The sequence below is a fragment of the bacterium genome (assembly GCA_028821235.1).
Lineage (GTDB): Bacteria > Actinomycetota > Acidimicrobiia > Spongiisociales > Spongiisociaceae > Spongiisocius.
On the sequence record JAPPGV010000087.1, the window covers coordinates 1 to 9512 of the forward strand.

At 67.8% G+C, this 9512-nt stretch carries 11 protein-coding genes; all 11 read right to left on the reverse strand.

What is annotated here, in order from left to right; genetic code table 11:
- Positions 1 to 258: 258 nt before the first annotated feature.
- Positions 259 to 411 (reverse strand): hypothetical protein, encoded by a 153-nt coding sequence (locus OXK16_09830; GenBank protein ID MDE0376246.1) that lies wholly within the window; start codon positions 409 to 411, stop codon positions 259 to 261.
- 8 nt (positions 412 to 419) lie between these two features.
- Positions 420 to 1859 (reverse strand): hypothetical protein, encoded by a 1440-nt coding sequence (locus OXK16_09835; GenBank protein ID MDE0376247.1) that lies wholly within the window; start codon positions 1857 to 1859, stop codon positions 420 to 422.
- On the reverse strand, positions 1856 to 2497 hold the full coding sequence (gene dhaL, locus OXK16_09840; protein ID MDE0376248.1) for a dihydroxyacetone kinase subunit DhaL: 642 nt from the start codon (positions 2495 to 2497) through the stop codon (positions 1856 to 1858). Before dhaL ends, OXK16_09835 begins: the two co-directional genes overlap by 4 nt.
- A 5-nt stretch (positions 2498 to 2502) precedes the next feature.
- Positions 2503 to 3516 (reverse strand): dihydroxyacetone kinase subunit DhaK, encoded by a 1014-nt coding sequence (locus tag OXK16_09845; GenBank protein MDE0376249.1) that lies wholly within the window; start codon positions 3514 to 3516, stop codon positions 2503 to 2505.
- A complete protein-coding gene (locus OXK16_09850) occupies positions 3513 to 4355 on the reverse strand; it encodes a sugar phosphate isomerase/epimerase (GenBank protein ID MDE0376250.1) in 843 nt (280 codons plus the stop codon). Before OXK16_09850 ends, OXK16_09845 begins: the two co-directional genes overlap by 4 nt.
- The gene (locus OXK16_09855; protein ID MDE0376251.1) at positions 4352 to 4828 is read right to left on the reverse strand and encodes an OB-fold domain-containing protein; all 477 of its coding nucleotides are present in this window, start codon (positions 4826 to 4828) and stop codon (positions 4352 to 4354) included. Before OXK16_09855 ends, OXK16_09850 begins: the two co-directional genes overlap by 4 nt.
- Before the next feature lie 316 nt (positions 4829 to 5144).
- Entirely contained in the window at positions 5145 to 6344 is a 1200-nt protein-coding gene (locus OXK16_09860) for a thiolase family protein (GenBank protein MDE0376252.1), read from the reverse strand.
- 188 nt (positions 6345 to 6532) lie between these two features.
- A complete protein-coding gene (locus OXK16_09865) occupies positions 6533 to 6952 on the reverse strand; it encodes a hypothetical protein (protein MDE0376253.1) in 420 nt (139 codons plus the stop codon).
- A gap of 18 nt (positions 6953 to 6970) precedes the next feature.
- The gene (locus OXK16_09870) at positions 6971 to 8074 is read right to left on the reverse strand and encodes an XRE family transcriptional regulator (protein ID MDE0376254.1); all 1104 of its coding nucleotides are present in this window, start codon (positions 8072 to 8074) and stop codon (positions 6971 to 6973) included.
- A gap of 62 nt (positions 8075 to 8136) precedes the next feature.
- Entirely contained in the window at positions 8137 to 8850 is a 714-nt protein-coding gene (locus OXK16_09875; protein MDE0376255.1) for a hypothetical protein, read from the reverse strand.
- 234 nt (positions 8851 to 9084) lie between these two features.
- Positions 9085 to 9512 (reverse strand): hypothetical protein (locus tag OXK16_09880; GenBank protein ID MDE0376256.1); only part of this gene is annotated, 428 nt, incomplete at its 5' end.

The window sequence follows — 9512 nt, forward strand, 5'->3', positions numbered from 1 at the left end:
CCCACCCGGCGGGCCCATCCCCCAGCCACCACCTCCTTCGGTCCGAACGCGTTCCGCCATCCCCCGACGGGTCCGCTCCCGAATTGATCCCGGTTCCGGTTCCCTCGACGTCGAACAGCAAGAACCGGCGGTGCTTGTAGCTGCCGGGCAGTATGCGACGGGCGCGTGACACTTTCAACCCCCTTGTGCGCGTACCGGACCCGCGCCGCCCGCGACGGTTGCGAGACACAGATCTCGGCGAGCCTACGACACGAGACGCTAGTAGCGCTCAGTGCGGCGCGTTTTCGCCAGTTCCTCCGAGAGGATCGGGTCGCCCGGACTCCTCGGTTCCGGTACGGGTAGGTCGCCGAGCCCCCGCAGCGCAGGCCTGGCCCGACCCGTGGCGATCAGTTCGTCGATGCGGCTTGGCACGTCCGCCGTCATGTGTTGAGGCCCTCTATCTGCAGGTGATCGCGCATCGGGATGGGCTGGGTGGTGCGCATGCCGAGCCAGGCGGCTACCTCCGCCAGCTCCGAGGACAGGTCCCCCTGCCCCACCGCGTAGTGGTGCTCGCGGCCCTGGACCATCACGGTGTTGACCAGGTCCATCAGCTCGATCGGCTCGCCGTTGAGCCGGAAGCGGGTGAACCAGCCTCGGGTGCCGTCGAATCCGGCCTTGCCGGTGTCCACCACCTCGGCGGTGGCGATGAACAGCTCGCTGAAGTCGTCCCCCGCGTAGGCGATGGTGGTCTGCTGGGGAGCGAACAGCAGGTCACCCGACACCCCGTAGCGGATGTCCGACTTGCGGCCCAGCGTCACGTGGTCCACCCAGCGGATCCCGTTGCCGGCGCCGAAGTGGCGGGGCGTGACCCCGCAGTGCCAGAGCAGGGCGGCATCGGCTTCGAGGTCGAGGGTGGTCAGGTCCAGCAGGGTGGCCGACCCATGGTTCGGCGACATGGAGTTCATCAGGAGCATCGTCACCGCTCCGGGCACGTCCCCCTCGCACGAGACCGCCACACCGTCCTCCGAGCCCAGCAGGCTGTAGGCCATGCACGGCGCCATGTCGAAGTCCTCCTGGAAGCTGGGCCAGCACTGGACGGCCAGGGCGTCGTACCCCTCCGTCTCGATGATCCGGCGGAGCGCCAGGTAGAGGCGGGCGTTGCGGTCCATGCCGACCGAGGGGGCGGTCACCTCCGTGGCCAGGTCGGTGGCCATCCGCACCACGGAGGCGGCCGGACGGGTCTCGACGGCCCGGGCCACGCGGACCACGTCGTCGATGGTGTGGGTGCCGATAGTGGTGCCGAAGCGGCGCTCCAGGCTGCCCTCGTCGAACAGCATGTTGTAGAAGCCGGGAGAGATGCCGCCTATCCAGCCGATCCGCGCCGAGGCCATCGCCTTGATCCCCGCCAGCGCCCGGAAGGTGACACGGAAGCGCCGTTCGGTCTCCGGCTCGTCGATGTGGCCCAGGAACCACTTGTACGGCACGCCCCGGTCTCGCAGGTAGCGGCGGATTATCGAGGCGAAGTGGTTGGTAGAGACCAGCGAGTGGAGCTGGATCGATCCCTCCAGTACCGGCTCGGGAGTGGCCCATAGGCCGAGCCGGGGGGCGGCCGCCGCCAGCGGCTCGAGCAGTTCGCCCGAGGCGCAGGCAGCCGCCTGGAGGACCAGGAAGTCGAGCTGCCGGGACGACAGGTGGTCGGCGGCGGCGCGGGCGGCTTCGAGATCACCGATCCCGTGCTCGATGGCCACCAGGTCGAAGTCCAGCTCTTCCGAGAGGCGGCTGAGACCGGTTATGGCCCGCCGGTACTGGTCGTGCTCGTCGGCGTAGTAGCTCTCGAACGCCACGCCCACGTATCCGACCCGGAGTCGCCCTCCGCTCATACCCTCACCTCGCTTCTCAACTGGTCGGCCCAGGACTCGAGGACCAGGGCAACTGTATTGGCGCCGGGATCCTCTGTTCCCAGGCTGTGGTCCGGGGCGAAGCGGGCCCGCCCCGCCGAGGGCCGCATGCCGGCGGTCGCCCGGGCGCCCTGGCTCGCGGCGCGGGCCGCCGCGGCCATCACCGCCTCCAGGCCATCCCCCCTGTCCATCGACTCACGGGCATCGCGCACCGCCGGCGCCAGGGCGTCGATCATGGTCTTGTGACCCGGCTCGGCCTTGCCCACCCGCGCCACCCGAGCCAGGCCCTTCTCCATTCCGGCCACCAACTGCGCTGCGTCGGGCGCCGCCGCCTTGGAGAGCTGCCCCGCCAGAGCGCCGAAGAAGGCGCCGAACAGGGCCCCGGCGGCGCCGCCCACGGTCTCGTGGAAGGCGGATCCGGCGGATCGCATCACGTCGGCGGCCGTGCTCTGATCGCCGTGCTCGGCGCGCCGGGCGGCTTCCGCCAGGGCGGTCGCCATGTTGACCCCGTGGTCGCCGTCGCCGGCCACCGAGTCGAGCCGGGACAACTCCTCCTGGTGGTCGTTCACCCGTGTGGACGCGGCGACCACCAGGCGCACCGCCAGGTCCCGGTCGATCATCGCCGCTACCGGCCCACCATCGTGAATCCCGCTCCCCTGGCAGTCCGGTCGTAGAGCTCGAGCAGCTCGCCGTCCATGTGGCAGATGGCGAACGAGAAACCCGCCATGTCAAGGGTGGTGGCATAGGGACCCATCCAGGACCGGACCGCCTCGATGCCCCTCCGCTCCAGGGCGGCGCGGGCCCCCCGGTAGAGGACCGACAGTTCCATCAGCGTGAGCGATCCGGCGTTGTTGAGCAGCAGACCCACCTGCGCCCCGGCCGGCAGTTCGGCGTCATCCAAGAGGCGGTCGATCATCAAACCGGCGATCTCGTCCGCCCCGACATCCTCGCCGAGCCGGTCGCCCGGCTCGCCGTGAACCCCCATGCCCACCGACAGGGTGGTGTCCTCGGGGTCCCCGAGGGGTTGCCCGCTCACCGGATGGGCCACCGTGCCGGTCGCCGCCGAGAGCGAGCGGGTTCGGTCCCGGACCTTGCGGGCGACCGCGGCGCACTCCTCCAGGGAGTCGCCCCGTTCCGCCGCCGCCCCCACCATCTTCCACACGAAGAAGAGCCCGGCGCCGCCCCGCCGCTCGGTGATCCGGTCCTTGGGAGCCGACGCCACGTCGTCGTAGAGGACCACCATCTCCACGCCGTCGATGCCCTGGTCCTCCGCTTCGTCGATGGCCAGCTCGGCGTTCATGATGTCCCCGGCGTGGCTGGAGACCAGCAGGAGGACCCCGCCGCCCCGGTCGGCCGCCTCGATGCCCCGCAGGATCGCCGCCGGTCCCGGCGAGGAGAAGATCGGACCCGCCACGTTGACGTCGAACAGCCCCTCCCCCACCCAGCCGATCATGGCCGGCTCGTGGCCGGAACCGTTGCCGATCACCACGCCCACCCTGCCCTCGGCCTTGGGAACGGCGCGGACCACCATGCCGTCCCGGAGCGAGATGATGCCGGCATGGACGGCGACGTACCCCTCCAGCATCTCCGCCACCGCACGGGCGGGGTCGTTGAGGAAACGCCGGGTACGGATGCTCATGCGATGTTGTCCCGGATGAAGCGGGCCGCCTCCGCCGCGTCCTCATCGGGACGGTCGGTCAGGTCCCGCCAGGCGTAGGTGGCCTGGCCGGTCTCGACCTTGGAGTTGGGGAAGGTCTCGAACACCACCCAACCCTCGTAGCCGGCCTCGTCGAGAGCCTCGCTGAACGACGCCCAGTCGATGTGGCCGTACTGGGGCGCCCGCCGGTTGTTGGCGGCCACCTGGACGTGGCCGATCCGGCTCCCCGCCAGGCGGACGGCGTCGGCGAGGTCGTCCTCCTCCATGTTCATGTGGAAGGTGTCGAGTTCGACCTTGACGGAGGGATGATCGACCATGTCGATGAACTCCAGGCAACCGGCCACGGTGTTGAACATGAAGGTCTCGAAGCGGTTGAGGACCTCGAGACATATTTCGATGCCGAGTGCGGAGGCGTAGCCGGCGACATCGTGCAGGGCGGCTGCGGAGCGTTGCCGGTAGCCGTCGTGGTCACCCTCGGGGAAACCCATCCAGGTGGCGTAGGTGACACCCCCCAGGATCGGGCTGCCCAGCCGGGCGGAGTCATCGAGGCACCGCCTCAGATGGTCGACACCGGCCCTGCGAACCGAGGCATCGGGGCTGGAGATGTCCATGGTCGGGCTCAGCCCGGTGCTGCACAGAACGTCGAGGCCCAGCGAGCGGGCGGTACTCGCCATGCGGTCAACTCCCACGTCCAATCCCGCCACCAGCGATATCTCGACCCCTTCGTAACCGGCCTCGGCGGCCTTGGAGAACACGGACGACTGGTCGTCCGACCAGTTGTCGAGCCAGTAGAAGATCTCGATGCCGACCGGTCGGGTCACGCGGTCACCTCCTCGACTGCGAACGCTATCCGCAGGAGCGGATGGGCGGGCTGGCGGTTGCTGAAAGTCACTTGCACCACGGTACCCCGCACCGGTACTTCGTCACAGATCACCCGGTGGGTGATGCCCCCGTCCACCCCGTCGAGCCGGATCGAGGCGAGTATGTAGGGAACCTCGATGCCGCCGAAGGGAGGCGGGCTGTGGACGCGGGTGGCGGCCACGATGCTCCCGGTGCCGGGCAGGTCGTACCAGGTGGTATCGGACAGGTCAGCATCGCAGAACTTCCGCGGGGGGAACCAGGTCGACCCGCACTCCGGGCACTCGGTGGCCCGCAGCACCCCTTCGTCAAGACCCCGATAGAAGGGATCGGCCGACCCGACCGCATGCCGGTACCGCTGTGCCATCTCGATATGGAGCAAGGAGAAGGGATCTCCCGATGGGGTGGTCCCCCGTTCGACACCGGTCACCCGCACGGTGCGCCCCTCCCCGCCGGGTCAGACCCGAGAGCGCGAAAATCGCGCCGCCGAACGGCAGCCCGCACCGGGCCCTCCCCCGCCACCACCTGTCCTGCTCGGAGCGTGGTCGGCCATGCCCGGCCGGCTGCCGGGTATCGGCCCTCCGCTCCATCGAGCTTGATGTTCCCTCGGACTGACCGGACCGATCGGCAAGGAGCTTCCAGCCAGTTTTGGTGCTTGGCGATAGGCAACATACAACAGGGGTGTGACAGATTCAACCCCCTATTCTGCGCGGTCTCGGAAACCGCGACGGCAGCACAAGGGCTGGTCGCGTTCATGGGGTGCGCCCGAACACGTTGACCACCGCCAGCGAACCGACTCCGGCGTGGGTGTCGGTGATGCCGATCCTCGCATCCGGGACGGCTCGGGCGCCCGACACCTCCCCCCTGAGCTGGCGGGTCACCTCCACCGCCTGGGCGATGCCGGTGGCGCCCACCGCCGATCCCCTGCCAAGAAGCCCGCCCGAAGTGTTGACCCATACCTGCCCGCCCAGGTCGAAGCGGCCCTCGGCCGCCGCCAAGCCACCCTCCCCCACCGGGCAGAGACCCAGGTCCTCGTAGGCCTGGACTTCCGCTCCGCTGAAGGAGTCGTACACCTCGGCCACGTCGATCTCCCGCGGCGGATCATCGATGCCGGCCATCCGGTAGGCGTCCCGAGCCGCCCGCCGCTTGGCGGCGAAGTGGGGGAACAACTCATCCGACCGGTCGGAGAGGCGGGGATGGTCGGTGGAGGACCCGGAACCCAGCATCGCCACGGGAGGACGGTCCGGGAAGGTTGACGCGTGCTGTTCGGCCCATTCCCGGGTGGCCAGCAGCACGGCCGCGGCGCCGTCGCTGAGCAGGCTGGCGTCGTACAGGCGATAGGGATCGGACAGCGGGGGCGAACCACGCACGTCCTCCACCGTGATCGACATGCCCTTGTGGGCGTCGGGGTTCTCCAGGGCGATGCGCCTGTTCTTCACGGCGATCTCGGCGAACTGCTCGGGCGTGGTGCCGTAGCGCCGCATGTGCTCGGTGATCATCAGCGCGTAGGGAGCGGCGAAGGTCCCGAACACCGGCGTCTCCCACTCGAAGTCGGCGGACATGGCGAGTATCTCCGTGGCGGTGGCCCGGTCGACCGACTTCCCGTTGGTCTCCCCGCCGAACACCAGCACCGACCGGGCGGAGCCCGAGGTGATCGCCATCATCGCGGTGCGTACAGCCAGGGCTCCGGTGGCGCCGCCTCCCTCCACCCGGAGCGTGGGCTTGCCGACCAGCCCGACGCTGTCCTGGAGGATGTGACCGAGGCTCATCTGGCGGTTGAAGTGGTCGCTCTCATACGCCGCAACACCCATGTCGACGGACGAAGCAGGGACGCCGGCGTCGAGGAGCGCCGCTCGGGCCGCCTCGATCACCATGTCCCGGACACTCGCATCGGCCCGGAACCCCACGAACGGGGTCATGCCAACCCCGACCACCAGCAAAGTGTCGATCATGAGGAGAACGGTCCTGGTTGATCGACCCGCTCCTCGTCAACTCCATGGATTCGTACCATGTGACACTCTCTGTGGTATGCGACTACGGGAAGAAATCCTCCCTGGCTGCCCATGTTTTGAACTCGCCGGGGTCGAAGGGTAGGCGATAGTCGGTGCGGATCAGTTCGTCCGCGATCTCACTCACGAAGTCAACGGTCAGGAGTCGGCTGCGAACGGCTTTCGCACAGCAAGTTGAGGGTCCGGGAGAAAGCAACACCTTCCTTGCTCGCGACATCGCATGCATCCCCGTCGTCGATCACTGCTCGTGCGGGCAGTGTCTCGGCAATAGCTAGGACAGCTGCATCACCAACGTTCCGATCGCCGTCGACCAAACGCGCCGTGAACCTAGAGAAGGCGTAGGTCTCAGCGGGCGTCGAGATCGCACGGCGCTCGATCCAGTCAGCGTCGAGCACTGCCTGGATTCGCGAGTCGATGTGCAATCCCGCCTTCAGTTCCGTCACGACAGCTTCGGGAACGACTGCACGGCGCTTACCAACGACCACCTTGAGGACGCCCAGGATGTCAGCGCGAGCGAAGTGACTCAGGGGACCGGTGTCGAAGACCAACATGTGAACCCGCTAAGGCGGTTATGACACGAATGACCAGATAGCGTCCGACGGAAGCATCGGCAGTTCCGGGAGGTCATCGTCACTCCACGTCTCAAGCAAGAGCGAGCAGGCGCGAGCGGCAGATATCTCGCGGCCACGGTATGCATCCAGCGCGGCGTTGACGTAGACCCTAGGCAAATCCGGAGGACTCAGGTCGGTGGGCACGAACAGGTCATGCTCCAGGATGTCCGCCTTCCGGATTCGGGTATCCCTGACCTTGCCGATCTCGGCGCGGGGGGCGATCTCGAGCTCGTAGAGCCTTTGAGCCAGCGTGGACATGTCCACACGGAACTCATGGCCGATCAACACCGCGTCGGTCCGGGTCTGCTCTCCCCCGTGCCACCGGCCCGCCAGAGCGTCGGAAGGGAGGAGCAACGCCCGGGCGAAGCGGTCGATCAGGCTTTCGGTGCGAGAGGCCGAGGCATCGAGCACGTTCCAGTCGGTCGAGTACTCGTCGGCGAAGACGTAGTGGCCGATCTCGTGCGCCGCGGTCAGGCGCCTCCTACCGATCTGCCGATCGCCGTTGACCACCGCCACGCCCCCTCTGTCCAATAGAACGGATGCGCCGTCTGCGTCGGCGGGGTCGCAATGCAACGAGAAGATCAGCAGTCCGATCTCCGCCGCCCGCCCGACCAGATCGAGCGCGGGCTCACCATCCTCGTAACCGAGCACTCCACGGACCTTGTCCGCCGCCGCCTCTGCGGCTGAGGGCGAGCGAGGAACCGGTAGCTCGGGGCTAGCCGGCAGATCGAACTCATCAAGGATCGATCCAAGGAAGGTGACCTCGCGGGCCAGCCGTTCGACGGCACGGTCCAGAGCGGTCGGGAGTACGCCGGGCTCGGCGGCGCCGCGCCGGGACACGACCGCCTGCGGAGCGTCCTCGAAGAACCATTCGATCCGCATGTCGAGTGCGGTGGCGAGTTGCGCCAACTCCATCGCTCCCACACGCCGGGTGCCGGTCTCGATCTTCGCCAGCGCGGTGCGCTCCATCCCCGCCCTCAAGGCGCACTCCTGCTGGGTCATCCCCCGGTTGCGGCGCGCCTGACCGATCCGCCGGCCCAACTCTTCAAACCCGATGGCCATATGTGCGATTATAGAACAACGGCGCATTGGGGTAACTCAAACCCAGGGGCTGGGTCAGGAGGCTACGCCGCGATCATCTTGTGCGAGCCCCTCCAGAGGCCGACGCCGATCAGGACCTGCCAGATGGAAGTGACGCCGCCACCTACCACGAGGATGGGCAGCACGGTGTCGGTCAGGTCGTGGGCGTGTTCGATGATCACCAACGCCACCACTTCGGCGACAGAGGCGACCACCACCGCGGCGGCGGCCATCTTGGGCAGGCCGGCGGGCACCCTGCGCCATATCGCCAGGCCGAGAACCAGGAATCCGACCGTTTCGCAGAGTTCCTTGATCATGAACAGCCCGGCCCTCACTCCTTGCAGGGTGACGGCCATGGCGGTCAGCCCGTCGGTCTGGTCTGCTCCTACGCCCTCCCCGACACCGTGGTTGATGAAGTGGACGATCATGTGCTGGATGCCGTTCACCGCCAGATGCATGACCGCGGAGACGAGCAGGATGGCGATGCTGATACGCACCATGGCGTCAGTCGTGCCGTGACCGGCGACGATACTTCGTGACAGGGTGACCAGTCCGGCGACCCATAGCAGGACGCCGAGGATGGTCAGCAGCGACATCGAATGGGTGAGTTCCGCGTTTTCGGCCCTGAAGGTCACGAGGCGGACGTAGTCGATTCTCGACCCTGTACCCCTCGGAAGGAAGAAAGTACAGATACCCACCAAGACCACGCCCGCCATAAGTGACAGCCCGGACAGTCGACTCTCCTGCGTGGATTCCATAACACCCTTCGTTCCTCGTACTTGCCGCGTCTCAACCCTGATTATTCATCTTCCCAGCACACCGGCAGGGATCAGGCCGCTCCAACCACATCGCCTGCGAGCGGCCGCCCTTCACCCGGCGGTTGATCCCGCACCGGCCGGGAGATGGGGCTGTCAAATCGCTATAACCCCAGCCTAGGAGATCGGAGCCCGCGGCTAGCGGGAGTCGGATGCTCCGCTTCTAAGTAGTGCCACCTACGTTGGTGGGCGGGCCCGCAGGGCGGCCTCGACCTCGATGGGCGGGGGCATGGGGTTCGGCTTGGTGCCATAGAGATCGACATCGCCCGGCCGGTCCCCGCCCGGTACCACCAGATCCGCCACCGACTCGAGGGTCATGAGATCGGCGGTCATGTTGTGGAAGCGGTTCAGGGGCTCTTCGAAACGAGGCGCCATCGGACCCGGTGGCGCGCCGGCCCGGGAGACACCCCGCTGGACCCGTTCGCAGATGTCGATGTCCTCGTCGTTCACGTCTACCCAGAATCGGCGGGTGGTCTCGAACGCCTCGGCGAACCGGTGCCACCCCTGCTCGTCCCCGGATGGCGGCAGGGCGCCCGGCGGGAACAGGAAGGTGCAGTGCTCGATGGTCCGCCCGGCGCCCAGCGGCTCGAGCAGGATGAGGAACA